The sequence below is a fragment of the Duganella sp. BJB1802 genome, from assembly GCF_013369445.1.
Taxonomy (GTDB): domain Bacteria; phylum Pseudomonadota; class Gammaproteobacteria; order Burkholderiales; family Burkholderiaceae_D; genus Rugamonas; species Rugamonas vulcania_A.
This window is the reverse complement of the sequence record NZ_JABWEF010000023.1, coordinates 1-16,396: the sequence shown is the minus strand read 5'-3', so window position 1 is coordinate 16,396 and position 16,396 is coordinate 1. Positions and strand designations below refer to the sequence as shown.

16 protein-coding genes and 1 tRNA gene are annotated in these 16,396 nt (G+C 65.0%); 6 read left to right on the top strand and 11 right to left on the bottom strand.

The window, feature by feature from the left end:
• Positions 1–39: 39 nt before the first annotated feature.
• Complete coding sequence (locus HUX88_RS27560) at positions 40–1,083, top strand: LacI family DNA-binding transcriptional regulator (RefSeq protein ID WP_229219580.1); 1,044 nt, start codon at positions 40–42, stop codon at positions 1,081–1,083.
• Here HUX88_RS27560 and HUX88_RS27555 read toward each other — a convergent pair.
• The 8 genes from HUX88_RS27555 to cysS form a co-directional block, all read right to left on the bottom strand.
• Positions 1,080–2,108, bottom strand: a complete 1,029-nt coding sequence (locus tag HUX88_RS27555) for a cupin-like domain-containing protein (protein ID WP_176363819.1) — start codon at positions 2,106–2,108, stop codon at positions 1,080–1,082. The two genes, HUX88_RS27560 and HUX88_RS27555, sit on opposite strands and share 4 nt — an antisense overlap.
• A gap of 119 nt (positions 2,109–2,227) precedes the next feature.
• Positions 2,228–2,905 (bottom strand): GDSL-type esterase/lipase family protein, encoded by a 678-nt coding sequence (locus HUX88_RS27550; RefSeq protein ID WP_176363818.1) that lies wholly within the window; start codon positions 2,903–2,905, stop codon positions 2,228–2,230.
• Positions 2,906–3,299: 394 nt separating this feature from the next.
• A tRNA-Ser gene (locus HUX88_RS27545) sits at positions 3,300–3,392 on the bottom strand.
• 114 nt (positions 3,393–3,506) lie between these two features.
• Positions 3,507–4,754: an aspartate kinase gene (locus HUX88_RS27540; protein ID WP_117009958.1), complete on the bottom strand. Its 1,248-nt coding sequence runs from the start codon at positions 4,752–4,754 to the stop codon at positions 3,507–3,509.
• 143 nt (positions 4,755–4,897) lie between these two features.
• Positions 4,898–6,307 (bottom strand): tRNA lysidine(34) synthetase TilS, encoded by a 1,410-nt coding sequence (gene tilS, locus HUX88_RS27535; protein WP_176363817.1) that lies wholly within the window; start codon positions 6,305–6,307, stop codon positions 4,898–4,900.
• A gap of 61 nt (positions 6,308–6,368) precedes the next feature.
• Complete coding sequence (locus HUX88_RS27530) at positions 6,369–7,343, bottom strand: acetyl-CoA carboxylase carboxyltransferase subunit alpha (RefSeq protein WP_117009956.1); 975 nt, start codon at positions 7,341–7,343, stop codon at positions 6,369–6,371.
• A gap of 64 nt (positions 7,344–7,407) precedes the next feature.
• Positions 7,408–8,067 (bottom strand): DNA-3-methyladenine glycosylase, encoded by a 660-nt coding sequence (locus HUX88_RS27525; protein ID WP_117009955.1) that lies wholly within the window; start codon positions 8,065–8,067, stop codon positions 7,408–7,410.
• Positions 8,067–9,458 carry a cysteine--tRNA ligase gene (gene cysS, locus HUX88_RS27520; RefSeq protein ID WP_176363816.1) on the bottom strand — a complete coding sequence of 464 codons (1,392 nt, stop codon included), beginning with the start codon at positions 9,456–9,458 and terminating at the stop codon, positions 8,067–8,069. Before cysS ends, HUX88_RS27525 begins: the two co-directional genes overlap by 1 nt.
• Before the next feature lie 261 nt (positions 9,459–9,719).
• Here cysS and HUX88_RS27515 point away from each other — a divergent pair, with 261 nt between their 5' ends.
• Genes HUX88_RS27515 through HUX88_RS27505 form a run of 3 tightly spaced genes read left to right on the top strand, consistent with a single transcriptional unit; the run spans position 9,720 to position 11,657 of the window.
• The gene (locus HUX88_RS27515) at positions 9,720–10,340 is read left to right on the top strand and encodes a peptidylprolyl isomerase (protein WP_176363815.1); all 621 of its coding nucleotides are present in this window, start codon (positions 9,720–9,722) and stop codon (positions 10,338–10,340) included.
• A 42-nt stretch (positions 10,341–10,382) separates the two neighbouring features.
• A complete protein-coding gene (locus tag HUX88_RS27510) occupies positions 10,383–10,877 on the top strand; it encodes a peptidylprolyl isomerase (protein WP_117009952.1) in 495 nt (164 codons plus the stop codon).
• A gap of 3 nt (positions 10,878–10,880) precedes the next feature.
• A complete protein-coding gene (locus HUX88_RS27505) occupies positions 10,881–11,657 on the top strand; it encodes a UDP-2,3-diacylglucosamine diphosphatase (RefSeq protein ID WP_176363814.1) in 777 nt (258 codons plus the stop codon).
• A gap of 27 nt (positions 11,658–11,684) precedes the next feature.
• On the opposite strand, the gene HUX88_RS27500 is transcribed toward HUX88_RS27505, so the two are convergent.
• Positions 11,685–12,293 carry a transglutaminase family protein gene (locus tag HUX88_RS27500; RefSeq protein ID WP_176363813.1) on the bottom strand — a complete coding sequence of 203 codons (609 nt, stop codon included), beginning with the start codon at positions 12,291–12,293 and terminating at the stop codon, positions 11,685–11,687.
• Positions 12,294–12,371: 78 nt separating this feature from the next.
• On the opposite strand from HUX88_RS27500, the gene HUX88_RS27495 reads away from it, so the two are divergent.
• Entirely contained in the window at positions 12,372–13,148 is a 777-nt protein-coding gene (locus tag HUX88_RS27495) for an ABC transporter substrate-binding protein (RefSeq protein WP_176363812.1), read from the top strand.
• Here HUX88_RS27495 and HUX88_RS27490 read toward each other — a convergent pair whose 3' ends face one another.
• Entirely contained in the window at positions 13,149–13,901 is a 753-nt protein-coding gene (locus tag HUX88_RS27490; protein ID WP_176363811.1) for a tetratricopeptide repeat protein, read from the bottom strand.
• Positions 13,902–13,980: 79 nt separating this feature from the next.
• Positions 13,981–14,616: a DUF6622 family protein gene (locus tag HUX88_RS27485; RefSeq protein WP_308937153.1), complete on the bottom strand. Its 636-nt coding sequence runs from the start codon at positions 14,614–14,616 to the stop codon at positions 13,981–13,983.
• A 118-nt stretch (positions 14,617–14,734) separates the two neighbouring features.
• On the opposite strand from HUX88_RS27485, the gene HUX88_RS27480 reads away from it, so the two are divergent.
• On the top strand, positions 14,735–16,273 hold the full coding sequence (locus HUX88_RS27480; RefSeq protein ID WP_176363809.1) for a DUF1800 family protein: 1,539 nt from the start codon (positions 14,735–14,737) through the stop codon (positions 16,271–16,273).
• Positions 16,274–16,396: the final 123 nt, after the last annotated feature.

The following is a 16,396-nucleotide window of genomic DNA, read 5'->3' as shown; positions in this document are numbered from 1 at the left end:
TCCAAACCCGCAGCGGGTTCCCGGTCGGGGGCGCCGACGATGATCGACGTCGCCAAGCTGGCCGGCGTTTCGCCGATGACCGTATCGCGCGTGATGAACGGCGACACCCGTGTCCGCGAAGTCACCCGCAACCGTGTCGGCAAGGCGGTGGCGGCGCTGAACTATGTGCCCAACCAGGCCGCGCGCCGCCTGGCGGGGGCGCCGCCCATCCGTGTCGGCTTCTTGTACAGCAACCCAAGCGCCGGCTACCTGAGCGAATTGCTGGTCGGCCTGTTGAACCAGGCCAGCCCGAACAACGTGCAACTGCTGGTGGAAAAGTGCGAGGCCGACGAGCAGGCCGCCGACCAGGCGCGCCGCATGATCGCCAACGGCATCGACGGCATCATCCTGCCGCCGCCGCTGTGCGACACGCCGAACCTGATCGATGCCATCGTCGCTTCCGGCACGCCGGCCGTCACGGTGGCCTGCGGCAGCCCGGACGACCGCGTCTGCGCCGTCAGCATCGACGATTTCCACGCGGCGCACGCGATGACCAACCACCTGATCTCGCTGGGCCACCAGCGCATCGGCTTCATCATCGGCCATCCCAACCAGACCGCCAGCGCGCGCCGGCTGGCCGGCTTCCAGGCCGCCATCGCCGAAAAGCGCGCGCAAGGCGGAGCGGAGCTGATCGTCCAGGGACTGTTCACCTACCGCTCGGGCCTGGACGCCGCCGAAACCTTGTTGGGACTGGAACAGCGCCCCACCGCCATCTTCGCCAGCAACGACGACATGGCGGCGGCGACGGTGGCCATCGCCCATCGGCTGGGACTGGATGTGCCGGGCGACCTGACGGTGGCCGGCTTCGACGACACCGCGCTGGCGACCACCATCTGGCCGGAGCTGACCACCGTGCGCCAGCCCATCACCGACATGGCGGCGGCGGCGGTGCAGTTCCTGGTCAGGCAGATCAACGCCCAGCGCGACGGCGAGGACGAGGCGCCGGAGCACGTGGTGATGGACTATCAGCTGATACGGCGCCAATCCGACGCCGCCCCACGGACGCGCCCGTCGACCAAGATCGCGGGCAAGCTCAAGGTTTAACGCCGCATCATATTCAACAACTGCGCGCGCAGCCTGCGGGCCGCGTCGCCATCGAACGGCGCCAGCACCCCGCGCGCATGCGGCGGAATGTGGGCGGCTTCGCCGCCGTCACTGTCGAACACGTAATGGCGGAAGATCTCCCGCCACGCCTGCCGCTGCGCCGGCGGCAGCTCGCGCAGCGTCATCAAGGCTTGCAGCAGCGTGTTGACCGGCGTGTCCATATAGTCGGGCGATTGCCGCCACCAGTAGTTGACCAGCACGTTGAAGCTGTCCAGCGCCTCGATGTGGTGCCACCACATGCTGGGAATGAAGAGCGCGTCGCCGGCTTCCAGCTCAGCCACCTGCGCGTGTTCGAGCGCGGTGGCGAATTTGGGGAAGGCGGTGAGATCGGGCGCGGCGAAGTCGACCAGGCTGATCGCCTGGCCGGCCGGCGTCAGGTCCAGCGGGCCGACATACAGGTTGGCCAGCTGGTCCGGCGGGAACAAGGTGAAGCGGCGCCGGCCGGCCGCAACGCACGCCAGGTTGTCCGGCAAGTCGTAGTGCGCCGGGATGCGCGTGCGGTTGCCCACCCAGATGCTGGCCAGGGCATCGCGCGTGCCCAGGTCGATATCGTTTTCCGCGCGAAAGCCCGGTAGGCAGGCGTCGATCGTGGTCGAGCCGACGTAGAAGGCCGGCGGCTGCTTGTCATCCAGGTGGCCGCGCAGCGCGTCGAGCACGGCGTCGAAGCGCACGCGCACCGATGTGAAATTGAAGCCGCTCATGTCGGCGTTGTAAAAGAAACGCCCGCCTATATCGGGCGCGCCGTGCATCGCGTTGACGCTGGCGTCGCGGTAAAAGCGCCGCAGATAGGCGTCGGCCGCCTGCGGCGAGCTTTGCGCGGCGCGCACCATCGGCCACGCGGCCGCCAGGCCGCGCAGCACCAGCGGTTGCGTCGACGTCAGGATGGCGTCCGTCAAGCCGTCCTTGGCGACGCCGTGGAGCTCGCGTATCGGCTTAGCGTGCGGCAGTGGAACAGCTTGAGGCATCGTGGTTCACCATGGTCGCATGGTCCTGTTATCCGGCGAACCAGTGTAAAAGGGTTGAAAAGTTATTGTCAATGAAAATTGATATGCGCAACCATCGCCGACATCGCCGAATGCGTCGATTACAAGCAGTGCGTAGTCTTCAGGTAGTCCACCCAATGACGGTACCCCGCTTCGTTCAGATGCAAGCCATCGCGCCCGAATCGGGGATCGAGCCTTGCGCGCGCATCGGCAAATTGGGCGTATAGATCGACAAAGGTGTAATCCAAGGCTTGGGCGTCCTTGCGCAGATGGGCGTTGATGTCCAAGATATCCTGCCCCTTGTCGAACTGGCGCATGAAGTCGCGTGCGCCAGGATCGACCGGCAGCAGGCTCTGCACGTAGATGCGCGTGGCCGGCGACGCGGCCTTGACCGCCTTGACGATCGCCGAGATATTCTCCGTAACGACCGACGGCGCGATGTTCTTGGAGAGGTCGTTGACGCCGATGAGCAAGAACAGCTTGGCCGGTTTGAGGCGGACGACTTCATCGAGGCGCCTCAGCACGCCGAACGAGTTGTCGCCCGAAATGCCGCGGTTGATCACGCTCGGATCGCCCAGCAATGCGCCCCAGGCGCCGCCTTCGGTGATGCTATCGCCCAGAAACACGATATGCCCGCTGCCAGGCGCCTCGCTGTTGAACAGCTCCACGCGCTGGGCGTAGTGCTCCGGCAAGTTTGGCGCCGTGTCTTCGCCTTGCTGCGCAGAAGCATGGAGCGCCGCGGCCGCGAGCAGCGCGCATAGTAGTTCTTTGATCCTCATCCATCCTCCAGTGTCATGGTGATTCGATTGGTCCAGCCCAGGCGGCGCCGACCTCGCCCTCACGGGCGCGCGACCGGCGGCCAGGCATTGCTGCGGGCTTGTCATTGGCCTTGCGTTGGGATGGCTGTCCGTCGCCTGTTCGATGCATTATGGAAGCGCTTCCATATTGCTTCGAATTTAACACGAACTGATTTTGAGAGTCAACCGTTGCGGCCGCGCCCAAAGCCACAATTTAGATGACGCATACGTCGCGCGCCCCGAGGCAGCGGCGCTGGCGCGTTGCGCCAGCAGTTGGGCGATTCGACGGCGGCACACGCGTAGAATCTTGACTTACTGTTCTTCGTTAGAATAAAAAAAAATGGACTCCCGCAGGGGAGTCCATTTTTTTTTGTTCTGGCGGAGACGGTGGGATTCGAACCCACGATACAGGTATAAGCCGTATGCATCCTTAGCAGGGATGTGCCTTCGGCCACTCGGCCACGTCTCCTAGTCGATCACTCAACTATGTCTTTTCTACCAAACTGCGCTAGAGCAGACGACCGTCATAGTATAGAGCGAGACCACTTTGGTCAAGGCTACCCGACGATATTTTTCGAAAAATTTATGCCTTCTCCAATTCGAACGCTTTGTGCAGCGCGCGGACGGCCAGTTCCATGTATTTTTCGTCGATCAGCACCGAAATCTTGATCTCGGATGTGGAGATCATCATGATGTTGATGCCCTCTTCCGACAAGGTGCGGAACATCTGCGAGGCCACGCCCACGTGCGAGCGCATGCCCACGCCCACCACCGAGATCTTGGAGACCTTGGCGTCGCCGGTGATGCTGGCCGCGCCCAGTTCCGCCTTGGTGCTGTTGAGCACGTCGATGGCGCGCTGGTAGTCGTTGCGCGAGACGGTGAAGGTGAAGTCCGTTTTACCGTCGACCGACTGATTCTGTATGATCATGTCGACTTCGATGTTGGCGTCGGCCACCGGGCCCAGGATGTGGTACGCCACGCCTGGACGGTCTGGCACGCCCAGCACGGTGATTTTGGCCTCATCGCGGTTGAACGCGATACCGGAGATGACTGCTTGTTCCATGTGTGTGTCTTCCTCAAACGAAATCAGGGTGCCCGAGTTGGCTTCTACTTCCAGGTCCAGCATTGGGTCGGTCAGCGACGACAGTACGCGGGTCGGCACGCGGTAGTTGCCGGCGAATTCCACCGAGCGGGTCTGCAGCACTTTCGAGCCCAGCGACGCCAGTTCCAGCATTTCCTCGAACGTGATCGCCTTCAGGCGGCGCGCTTCCGACACCACGCGCGGGTCGGTCGTGTAGACGCCGTCGACGTCGGTGAAGATCAGGCATTCGTCGGCCTTCATCGCGGCGGCGATCGCCACGGCGGAGGTGTCCGAGCCGCCGCGGCCGAGGGTGGCGATGTTGCCGTCGTCGTCCACGCCCTGGAAGCCGGTGATGATGACGATCTTGCCGTCGTCCAGGTCGCGGTTGACCTTCTCGTTGTCGATCGACTGGATGCGGGCCTTGGTGAAAGCGGAATCGGTTTTAATCGCGACTTGCCAGCCGGCGTAGGACACGGCCTTTTTGCCGATCGCCAGCAGCGCCATCGACAGCAGGCCGACCGACACCTGCTCGCCGGTGGAGGCGATCATGTCCAGCTCGCGCGGGTCGGGCTGGGCCTGGATTTCCTTGGCCAGCGCGATCAGGCGATTGGTCTCGCCGGACATGGCCGACGGTACGACGACGATGCGGTGCCCGGCGTCATGCCACTTGGCGACACGCTGCGCCACGTTCTTGATACGGTCCGTCGAACCCATCGACGTACCGCCGTATTTGTGCACGATTAAAGCCATAACAGTGAGTTTTCCGCTCAAATAAAGGTAAATGGAACCCTTAACTCTACATGCCGCACTGCAAAATAACAAGTCAAAAAACTCATAATGTCATACCGAATAGACATATCTACATACAAAATTCGGCAGATGCGCCCGATTGTCTATACAGCCTGCCAACGCAGGCGCCAGCGTGAAGCCCCTTCATCCACCAGATGATTGCAATCCATGCCAACCCCGGCCGCGAACAACACCTGCCTGCCGGCGCTCACCACCGGCAGGCGCGAACGCTCCCAGGCCGGGATGTCCAGCGCCTGGTAATGATACTTGAGTCCGCGCGTTGGCCGGTTGTGGGCCGGCTTGAGGCGCTCGCCGCCCTTGCGGAATTCGATCAGCAGCGGCTGGCCGCGCAGCCAGTCCGCATCCAGCCCACCCTCGCCCGCGCCGGCGGAGTCAAAATGCAACACGCCGCCGTAGGCCGGGAAGGCCAGCTCGGTTTCGCCGCTCCAGTGGAAGGTGGTGCCCGGCGTTTTGTCGAACTCGTCTTCGCGCGTGCCCTCCAGGTCGGCCAGCTTGGGCGTGATGTGCAGGCGGTCGCGGTGGCGCCTGACGTGGCAATCGGGATGCGTCACCAGCGGCTGGGCGCCGTCGCGCGCCTCCAGCAGCTGGGCCAGCATCTCGGACAGCCACGCCGCGCTCGGCATGCGCAGCTGGCGCGTGCCGAACCAGTAGCGCAACATGTTGTAGCTGCGGTCCAGGCTCAGCATGCGCAGCTTGGCGATGTCGATGCAGTCGTCGACCAGGCACAGGGCCAGATCCTGCTGCGCCAGCTCGGTCAGCAGGCGCTGGGCCGATTGCGCGTGCTGGGCGCTGCGCGCGAAGCGTTCCTGGAAGCCGGGGAAGGCTTCGTCCAGCGCCGGCATGACCTTGTGGCGCAGCGCGTTGCGGGCGAAGCGCGGGTCGTCGTTGGACTCGTCATTGATGTAGGCGATGTCGTGCGCGGCCACATACGCGGCCAGCTGCTTGCGCGAGGCCGGCAGCAGCGGGCGCGCCATCACCAGGTCGGGATTGGCCAGCAGCTCGGGTGCGGCGTTGGCCGCGTCCATGCCGGACAGGCCGGCCGGGCCGGAGCCGCGCAGCAGTTGCAGCAGCACCGTCTCGGCCTGGTCGTCGAGATGGTGCGCGGTCAGCAGCAGCTTGACCTCGTGCGCGGCGCACAGCGCGCCCAGCGCGGCGTAGCGCGCCTTGCGGGCGGCCGCCTCGGTGCCGCTCTTCTGCTGGTTGGCCAGCTGCACGCGGCGCGCCTCGAAGGTGACGCCCAGCGCGGCGCAGGCTTGCTCGCAGTGCGCCAGCCAGGCGTCGGCGTTGGCGCTGAGGCCGTGGTGGACGTGGAAGGCGTACAAGGCCACGCCATGCGCCTGCGCGTAGGCGTGCGCCAGGTGGAGCAGCGCCGACGAGTCGAGGCCGCCGCTGAGGGCCACTGCCATGCGCGGAGCGCCCTGCCGCTGCGCCAGCGCCGCCGTGACGGCCTGTTCGAAGGTTGAGGACAGGGTCGGGATCTGTTGCTTCTTCAATTGCTGCTCCAAAATGCAAACCGGGGGCAAGCGCCCCCGGTCGTGGTGTCGTGCCGCGCGCTTACTCTTGCGGCGTGGTTTCTTTGAACTTACCGTAGCTCATCAGCTTTTCGTGACGCGCTTCCAGCAAGTCCTTGGTCTTCATGCCGTGGAACTGGCGCAGCGAATCGGCCAGCGCGCGCTTGAGCAGCGTGGCCATCTGCTTCGGATCGCGGTGCGCGCCGCCCAGCGGCTCGCTGACGATCTTGTCGATCAGGCCCATGGCCTTCAGGCGGTGCGCGGTCAAGCCCAGCGCTTCGGCCGCGTCGGCGGCGCGCTCGGAGGTCTTCCACAGGATCGAGGCGCAGCCTTCCGGCGAGATCACCGAGTAGGTCGCGTATTGCAGCATCAGCACCGCGTCGCCCACCGCGATCGCCAGCGCGCCGCCGGAGCCGCCTTCGCCGATGATGGTGGCGATCAGCGGCACTTTCAGTTCCGCCATCACGTACAGGTTGTGGCCGATCGCTTCCGACTGGCCGCGCTCTTCCGCGTCGATGCCGGGGAACGCGCCCGGGGTATCGACGAAGGTGAAGATCGGGATGCCGAACTTCTCGGCCAGCTTCATCAGGCGCATGGCCTTGCGGTAGCCTTCCGGCTTCGGCATGCCGAAGTTGCGCATCGCGCGCTCTTTGGTGTCGCGGCCCTTCTGGTGGCCGATGACCATGCAGGCCTGGCCGTTGAAGCGCGCCAGGCCGCCGACCACGGACAGGTCGTCCGCGTAGCTGCGGTCGCCGTGCAGTTCGTGGAAGTCGGTGAAGATTTCGTTCACATAGTCCATGGTGTATGGACGCTGCGGGTGGCGCGCGATCTGCGCGACCTGCCAGGGGGTCAGCTTGGCGTAGATGTCTTTGGTCAGTTGCTGGCTTTTTTTGGCCAGACGGTCGATCTCCTCAGAGATGTCGACAGCCGAATCGTCCTGCACGAAACGCAGCTCTTCGATTTTGCCATCGAGTTCGGCGATCGGTTGCTCAAAGTTGAGGAAAGTCGTTTTGGTCATTGTACCTCCGTGTTTATTCTCAGCCATGCGGGCACGAACCTGCCTCGCTCAGCGATTAGAGCATCTATTCTACAGCAACCGGGTCCAGGCTACGCCATAAGTACCAGGTGGCGACCGTGCGCCAGGGCTCCCAATTGGCCGAGACCTCGCGCGCATCGCTGCGGGAGACAGGTTCGCCGGAAAAATAATTCTGGCTGATGCCCTGGATCAGACCGGGGTCATCGAGCGGCAAAACGTTGGGCCGCAGCAGATTAAATATCAAAAACATCTCGGCTGTCCAGCGGCCGATGCCGCGGATCTGGACCAGCTCGGCGATGACGGCTTCGTCGTCCATCTGGTCCCACTGGCTGGTGTGGACGCGCTTGTTCTTGAAGTGGTCGGCCAGGTCGAGGATGTATTCTGTCTTGCGCTTGGACAGGCCGCAGCCCGCCAATTGCTCGGCGCCGGCCTTGATGATCTGCGCCGGCGTGCACTTCGGACTGACCTGGAGCAGTTTTTTCCAGGCGGTGTCGGCCGCCTTGGTGGTCACTTGCTGGCCGACGATGGAACGCGCCAAGGTGGTGAACGGGTCGTCATGGCCGACCAGGTGCAGGTCGCCAAATTGCGGGATCAGCTTTTTCATGATGCGGTCCCGCTTCATGAGCTCGATCTTGGCCTCTTCCCAGTACGGCGGCACGGCCGATACCGGGCCGCCTGCGCCCTCGTTATCCTTGGCGGTGACCATTATGCGCGGCGCCAGTTGGTCGTGCCGTCAGGCTTGTCTTCGAGGATGATGCCGGCCGCCAGCAGGTCGGCGCGGATCTTGTCCGATTCGGCGAAGTTGCGCGCCTTCTTGGCTTCGATGCGCTTGGCGATCTGCTCGTCGATGGCGGCGTCGCCGGAAGCGTCGGTGTCGCCGACGGCGGCCTGGCGGAACTGCTGCGGCGTGCGGGCCAGCAGGCCGATCACGCCGGCCAGCGCCTTCAGCTGGCGCGCCACGGCCGGCGATTTCGATTTGTTGAGCTCGCTCACCAGGTCGAACAGCACGGCCAGCGCGACCGGCGTGTTGAAGTCGTCGTCCATCGCCTCGGCGAAACGCACCGCGTACGGCTCGCTCCAGTCCAGCGCTGCGCCGTCGCCCTCCACGCCGTCCAGCGCGGTGTACAGGCGGGTCAGCGCGACGCGGGCGTCGTCCAGGTGGGCGTCCGAGTAGTTCAGCGGGCTGCGGTAGTGGGCGCGCAGGATGAAGAAGCGCACCACTTCGGCGTCGTACTTCTTGAGCACGTCGCGGATGGTGAAGAAGTTGCCCAGCGATTTGGACATCTTCTCGTTGTCGACTCGCACGAAGCCGTTGTGCACCCAGTAGTTGACCATGGTGTGGCCGAACGCGCCTTCCGACTGCGCGATCTCGTTCTCGTGGTGCGGGAACTGCAGGTCCGCGCCGCCGCCGTGGATGTCGAAGTGTTCGCCCAGCAGCGCCGAGCACATGGCCGAGCACTCGATGTGCCAGCCCGGACGGCCCTTGCCCCACTTGGAGTCCCACTTGACCTCGTCCGGCTCGGAGTCCTTAGACGCCTTCCACAGCACGAAGTCCAGCGGATCGCGCTTGCCGGTGTTGACGTCGACGCGCTCGCCGGCGCGCAGGTCGTCGAGCGACTTGCCGGACAGCTTGCCGTAGTTGGGGAAGTTGCGCACCGCGTAGTTGACGTCGCCGTCCGCGCCCTGATAGGCCAGGTCCTTCGATTCCAGCGTCTCGATCAGCGCCAGCATCTGCGGCACGTATTCGGTGGCGCGCGGCACCAGCGTGGCCGGCAGGATGCCCAGCGCGCCGGTGTCCTCGTCCATGTAGCGGGTGAAGCGGGTGGTCAGCTGCGAGATGGTCTCGCCGTTCTCGACCGCGCGCTTGATGATCTTGTCGTCGATGTCGGTGATGTTGCGCGCGTACGTGACCTGGTAGCCGGAGGCCATCAGCCAGCGGTACATCACGTCGAACGCCATCATCATGCGGGCGTGGCCGATGTGGCAGTAGTCGTAGATGGTCATGCCGCAGACGTACATGCGGACTTTGCCTGCCTCGATGGGTACGAATGTCTGCTTGTCACGCGCCAGCGTGTTGTAAATCTTTAAATTGCTCATCGGGCTCTTGCGTATTCTCTTTTAAGCGCGTGCCGCGGCCCCGGGCAATACGAGAACCGGGCGCGGCGCAGTGGGCGCGCACCTGGCATTCGTCGTATCGCGTTGGAGACCGGCTGACACTCGGGTGTTATTCTTTCCACCTTCTAAGGGGTAGAATGAACAAGTATAGCATTGATAAAAACAGCATAGACCCAATCTGACTGAGGATTTTTGGCAAGTCGGCCAGTTCCCCACTGATCAAACCACCACGAGGAAGCAACAATGCACCAAACCCAGCCATCGCTGTTCGCCAAACTGATGACCTTGTTTGCCGGCGTCGCCCTGTCCGGCGCCGCGCTGGCGGCCACGCCGGCGCCCGCCAACCCCACGCCGCAGGTCGAGATCAAGACCTCGATGGGCGACATCGTGGTCGAGCTGAACCACGAGAAGGCGCCCAAGTCGGTCGACAACTTCCTGACCTACGTGAAGGCCGGCTTCTACAAGGGCACCATCTTCCACCGCGTGATCGACGGCTTCATGATCCAGGGCGGCGGCTTCGACGAGAAGCTCAAGCAAAAGAAAACCAACCCGCCGGTGCCGATCGAATCGCAGAACGGCCTGACCAACAACACCTACACGCTGGCCATGGCCCGCACCGGCGATCCCAACTCGGCGACCTCGCAGTTCTTCATCAACGTGGCCGACAACGACGCCCTGAACTACCCGGGCCGCGACGGTTTCGGCTACACGGTGTTCGGCAAGGTCATCAAGGGCCAGGAGGTGGTCGACAAGATCAAGGGCGTGCTGGTCGATGACAAGGGCATGTTCCAAAACATCCCGGTGATCCCGGTCGTGATCAAGTCGGCGACGATTTTGAAGACCCCAATCCAGCCAAAACTGTAAAATAGCGGCCTGCCGTATTTTTTAACTACTCAGGATAACAACATGACCAACGTAATCATCACCACCAACAAGGGCAACATGACCGTCGAACTGAACGACGAGAAAGCGCCTAAATCGGTAGCCAACTTCCTGAAGTACATGGAAGCCGGCCACTACAGCAACACCATCTTCCACCGCGTGATCGACGGCTTCATGATCCAGGGCGGCGGTTTCGAGCCAGGCATGAAGCAGAAGCCGGCCGACGAGACCGTCGAAAACGAAGCCAAGAACGGCCTGAAGAACGACACCTACACGCTGGCCATGGCCCGCACCTCGGCGCCGCACTCGGCATCGGCCCAGTTCTTCATCAACGTGAAGAACAACTCCTTCCTGGACTACCCAGGCCAGGACGGCTGGGGCTACGCCGTGTTCGGCAAGGTCATCGAAGGCACCGAAGTGGTCGACGCCATCAAGAAGGCCAAGACCACCCGCAGCGGCATGTTCGCCGACGTGCCCGCCGAAGACATCATCATCGAGAAGATCGAACTGGCCGCTTAATTAATGAGCGACGCCAACATGCGCGCGGGCCAGGCCTGCGCGCTGTTCATCTCCGACCTGCACCTGCAGCCCGCGCATCCGGCCACCAGCACGGCGTTCTTCGACTTCCTGGAGCGGCACGCGCGGCGCGCGCAGCAGTTGTACCTGCTCGGCGACCTGTTCGAATACTGGGCCGGCGACGACGACATCAGCGATCCCTTTCATCAACGGATCATTGCCGCGCTGCGCAGCGTGAGCGATGCGGGCGTGGCCGTCTACTGGATCGCCGGCAACCGCGATTTCCTGGTCGGCCCGCAGTTCGCGGCGGCGGCGGGCCTGACCCTGCTGCCTGAAACCTATGTGACCGAGATCGGCGGCCAGCGCCTGGTGGTGCTGCACGGCGACGCCCAGTGCACCGAGGACGTCAAGTACATGGAGTTCCGCGCCATGGTGCGGCAGCCCGCGTGGCAGCAGCAGTTCGTGGCGATGCCGCTGGCGCAGCGCAAGGCCATCATCGCCGGCATGCGCGAGAACAGCCGCAAGGACCAGGGCACCAAATCCTACGAGATCATGGATGTGACGCCGCAGGCGATCCGCGACGTGTTCGCCGCCACCGGCGCCGACGTCATGATCCACGGCCACACCCACCGCCCCGCCCTGCACGTCGTGGACGGCAAGCGCCGCTACGTGCTGCCGGACTGGGAGCCGGACGCCAACCCGCCGCGCGGCGGCTGGATCGCCATCGACAGCCACGGCGCCATCACGCGCCACGCGCTCGACGGCGCCGTCATTCCGTCATAGCCGCCACGCCGCCCATTTGCGGCGCGGTCAATCCAGCGTAACCGCCACGCCGCCCACCGGCGGCGCGGCGTCGATCGGCGCCTCGCAATAGGCCGCGATCGACGGCAGCTCGCGCATGCGCCGCACCAGCTCGGGCCAGGGCTGCGCCCACACCTGCGGATACAGCTGCTCGCCCGGCGTCACCACCGGGAAGGCCAGGTTCTCCGCGCCCGGCGTGAATTCGCAATGCACGGTGGCCTTGTTGCCGCGCGCGTCGCAGCGATACCAGCCGCCCTCCTCCAGCCACACCGCCACCAGGCCGTGCGTGCAGAACGGCGAGCCGGCGTCGCGCAGCGTCAAACGCTGGTAGCAGAAGCCGGACGGAATGCCGTTGGCGCGCAACAGCGCCACCAGCAGATGGCTCTTGGCCGTGCACAGGCCGGTGCCCAGCGCCAGCGCCTGCGAGGCGTCGCAGCTGACCTCGTCGCGCTGGTAATCGATGCTGTGCTCGATACGGTCGCGCACCCATTCGAAGCAGCGCTGCGCCGTCGCGCGCGGCGTATCGGCCCGCAGCGAGCGCGCCAGGCGCTCCACGTCGGGATGGTGAAAATCGATGACGTCGCTGGCGGCGACGAATGCGGGCAACAAGGCGTTCATGGTCCTCCCATTTATCAAAGGAGCAACAGTCTGCCACACTTATGGTTTTGGCACAGCGGATAGCCCTATAATCGGCGCATGACCTTCCGTATCTTTTTTCAACGCAGTCTCCTTGTCGCCGGCGTGCTTTCGGTCGGCGGCGCCTGGTGCGCACCGCAGCCGCTGACCGTGGTGTGGCGCGACAAGCCGCCCTATCACTACCAGGAGAACGGCGAACCCAAGGGCTTCCTGCTGGAGCGGGTCAAAAATATCTTCAACGTCGCCGGCGTCCCCGCGCAGTTCATCACCGAGCCGCAGAAGCGCATCTGGGCCAACTTCAAGCACGGCGCCAGAAACTACTGCTCGATCAGCTGGTACCGGCTGCCCGAGCGCGAGGAGGTGGCGCAGTTCAGCTCGGCCATCCACGAAGACCTGCCGCAAAGCGTGCTGATCGCGCCGGCCTACGTGGACAAGGTGGCCGCGCATCCCACGCTGAGCTCGCTGCTGAGCGATCCCGAGCTGACGCTGGGCCTGGTGGACGGCGTGTCCTACGGCCCGACGCTGGACCAGATGATCAAGGGCAGCAAGAACCGCATCATGAGCCGCACGGTGGAGGCCACGCTGATGATGCGTATGCTCACGGTGGGGCGCGCCTCGTTCATGTTTGTGGACCGCGAGGATTGGGACTATTTCCGCGCGCGCGAAACCACGCCGCAGACGGCGGTGCGCCGCGATTTCCCCGACATGCCGCCGGGGATGAAGCGCTACATCCTGTGCAGCAAGGACGTACCGGCCGAGACCATGGCCAAGCTCAACCAGGCCATCGCCGCGACCGGCGGCGCCTACAACCCGGGCCACAGCGCCCGGCAAAAATGATCAGCGCTTGACGCCGGCCATGGCCGCGTTCAGGCGGCGTATCAATTCCTGGTTCAAGTCGCGGGTGTGGCGGGTCCAGCGTTCCATCGTGCGCTGCAGCTCGGCATGCAACTGGTTGGCGCGCGCCGCGTCGCCGGCGCCGGCAGCCCAGATCGCGAACTCGGCCTGCGCGGTGAAGCTGTTGTAGCGGCCCAGTGCGAACTCGAACTCCGCCCTCGCCTCGTCCTGGCGTCCGGCCGCCGCCAGCGACTGGGCCAGCAGCAGCGACACTTGCTCGCCACGGAAATTGGCGTCGGCGGCGCGGATGGTTTGCAGATGCGTCACCGCTGCGGCGGCGCGGCCGCAAGCCAGCGTGGCGCGCGCGGCGCCGTAGCGGATCTCCAGGTCGCCGGAGAACGGCCCTTGCAGGCAGGCTTCGTAGGTGGCGGCCGCCTCGTCGGCGTTGCCCGCCTCCAGCAGCGCGCTGGCCAGGCGCATCTGGTTTTGCGCGGTCGGGGTGTAGGCGTAGGCGTCGCGCGCCTCGCGCAGTTCGCGGCCGGGATCGAGCGTGCGGGCCGCCGCCGTCACCACCTTGCGGGCGCCGTGGTTCAGTTTCGAGTCCGGCAGGTAGATGGCGATGAAGTAGACGATGCTGCCCAGTCCGGGAAACATGAACAAGATCATCAGCCAGTACATCTGCTGTCCGCTGCGGATCACGTGGACGGCGAAGAATATCGCCACCAGCACGTGCAATCCAATTCCAAATATGGTCATGAGGCCAACTCCAACATTTCATCGATGCCGCGAATTGTAGAAGCTCTTGCCCCGCACCACAAGGAAACTTGCAAATTCATTAAGCCGCAACGGGTTCCGGCTGGGCCATCCAGGCTGCCACGTAGCGCGCCAGGCGGCCGACGAACACACCGTTGAACAAGCCGAACAGCAAGGTGACCGTCGCGGCAAACAACGGGTTCTGCGCCAGTTCGGGATGCATGGCCGTCGTCACCGCCACCGCGTACTTGGTGCAGAAGATGGCGATCATCAGCATCAGCGGCAACCAGCTGCCGCGCTGGCGCACGGTGCCGGCGGCGCGGTCGACCATGATGGGGACGCCGCTGCCAAGTCGCCACGTCGCCACCGCGCCGGCCAGCACGCCCAGCAGCCACACGGCCCAGACGCCGCTGCCCAGCGCGCCGTGTCCGTTCATGCTCGACAACGACAGGCCGATCATCACCACCGGGATGACGAACAGCGCCCGCATCGCCAGCTCGCGGTCGCGGCTGGCCAGCGCGCCGCGGTACAGCAGGAAGGCCAGCAAGGCCCAGACGTAGGTTGGTGTGTGGCTGACGATTTGCGCAATCATGATTCGCTCCGCATGGCTGGTTAAGGTGACGCCACTATGCCGGGCGCGGCGCCGGCGCGGCTCGCGATGCGACGAAATGCAGCGGCACGGCGCGAAATGCAAGCCTGCGGCGCAAAGTGTGTGCATCCCGTCAAGCAAACGTTGCGGCGAAATGCTTCGTTACAAAATTTCGATGGCACAACAAGCGGACTCGGCATAAATTACCACACAGCAATGTCTGAGCCCCTTCCTGGAGATCACAGTCATGACCCCGACACCAACTCCGGCCGCCGCCGCCCGCTTCCTGGCGCAAGCCTCGATGGGAGCCAACCGCGCCGAGATCGCCAAGGTGCAATCGCTGGGCTACGCCGGCTGGATCGACGCCCAGCTGGCCGCGCCGCGCTCCGGCGCCCGCTGGGACTGGCTGGTCGCCAAGGGCTACAACGCCCTCGCCAACCGCAACTCCGAGAACGGCTTCGACGCCTGCGCGTGGCGCAAGCTGATCACGGCGCCGGACACGCTGCGCCAGCGCGTCACGCTGGCGCTGTCGGAAATCTGCGTGGTCGCGATCGACGGGCTGGTCGGCGCCGGCTGGCGCGCGTTCTCGGCGGCGGCCTACCTGGACCTGCTGGAGGGCTACGCCTTCGGCAACTACCGCGCGCTGCTGGGCGCGATCTCGACCAGCGCGCCGATGGGCCAGTACCTGACCTTCCGCGGCAACGCCAAGCAGAACCCCACCACCGGCGCCCTGCCCGACGAAAACTACGCGCGCGAGCTGATGCAGTTGTTCAGCATCGGCCTGATCCAGTTGAACCTCGACGGCACACCCAAGCTGAACAACAACGGCGCGCCCATCGAAACCTACGGCCTGAGCGACATCACCGGCCTGGCCCGCGTGTTCACCGGCTGGGACTTCGACATGGCCGGCCTGGACGCCAACACGCCCGACTTCCTGCGCCGGCCGATGGCGCAGGTGGCCAAGCGGCACGAGACCGGCGCCTCCACCTTCCTCGGCGGCACGGTGCCGGCCGGCCTGTCCGGCGCCGACGCGCTGAAGGCGGCGCTCGACATCATCTACGCCCATCCCAACGTGGCGCCCTTCATCAGCCGCCAGCTGATCCAGAAACTGGTGACCAGCAATCCCTCGCCGGCCTACGTGGCGCGCGTGGCCGCCGTGTTCAACAGCGACAACCGTGGCGTCAAGGGCAACCTGGCGGCGGTGGTGCGGGCGCTGCTGCTCGATCCCGAGGCGCGCGCCGACAGCCTGAACGTGCCCGGCGCCGGCAAGCTGCGCGAACCGATGCTGCGCTTCATCGGCTGGGCGCGCGCCTACAACGCCAACTCCGCCACGGACGCCTGGGCCATCGGCAACACCAGCGACGCGTCCAGCCGGCTGGGACAAAGTCCGCTGCGCTCGCCGTCGGTGTTCAACTTCTACCGGCCCGGCTACGTGCCGCCCAACAGCGCCGTGTCCAAGGCGGGGCTGGTGGCGCCGGAGTTCCAGCTGACCAATGAGACCTCGGTGGTCGGCTACGTCAACTACATGCAGCGCGCGGTCAGCAAGGGCGTGGGCGACGTGCTGCCGGACTACGGCAGCCTGCTGCCGCTGGCCGCCAACGGCCAGGCGCTGGTCGACGAAATCAACGTGGTGCTGGCGGCCGGCCAGCTGAGCAGCGCCAGCGTCGGCCTGATACGCGGCGCCATCGACACCATGTCCGCCAAGACCGACGCCGCGCTGCACAACCGCATCTACGCCGCGCTGACGCTGGTCATGGCCGCGCCGGAATACCTCGTTCAATCATAGGGAGCCGCCATGACCACCAACTCTTCCCGCCGCGCCTTCCTGCAACGCGCCTCGATGCTGGCCATGAGCGGCGTGGCCGCGCCGCTGGCCGTCAACCTGGCGGCGATGGCCGCGGCCTCGGCC